Here is a 653-nt window from a genome sequence, read left to right on the forward strand (position 1 = left end):
CGCACCGGCGACGGACCCACCTACGAGGAACTGGTGGAAACCGAGGGCCGCCCCCACCTGCGCGGCTGGCTCGACAAACTCCACACCGAAAACCTCCTGGAAGCGGCCGTGGTCCACGGCTACTTCCCCTGCGTCTCCAAGGGCGACGACCTCATCCTGCTCCACGAGGACGGCTCCGAACGCACCCGCTTCACCTTCCCCCGCCAGCGCCGCGGCCGCCGCCTGTGCCTCGCCGACTTCTTCCGCCCCGAAGAATCCGGCCAGACCGACGTCGTCGGCCTCCAGGTCGTCACCATCGGCTCCCGCATCGGCGAGGAAACCGCCAAACTCTTCGAGGCCAACTCCTACCGCGACTACCTCGAACTCCACGGACTGTCCGTCCAGCTCGCCGAAGCCCTCGCCGAGTACTGGCACGCCCGCGTCCGCGCCGAACTCGGCTTCGGCGGCGAGGACCCCGACGACGTCGAGGACATGTTCGCGCTGAAGTACCGCGGCGCGCGCTTCTCCCTGGGCTACGGCGCCTGCCCCGATCTGGAGGACCGGGCGAAGATCGCCGAACTGCTCCGGCCCGAGCGGATCGGGGTGCACCTCTCCGAGGAGTTCCAGCTGCACCCCGAGCAGTCCACCGACGCGATCGTCATCCACCACCCCGA

The 653-nt window shown here is 69.2% G+C and carries 1 protein-coding gene; it reads left to right on the plus strand.

Annotated elements, in window-relative coordinates; all coding sequences use genetic code 11:
• On the plus strand, positions 1 to 653 hold a 653-nt coding region (locus EAO76_RS43085; protein WP_316248426.1), incomplete at both ends, for a vitamin B12 dependent-methionine synthase activation domain-containing protein.

It is taken from the genome of Streptomyces sp. sk2.1 (genome assembly GCF_008120935.1).
Lineage (GTDB): Bacteria > Actinomycetota > Actinomycetes > Streptomycetales > Streptomycetaceae > Streptomyces.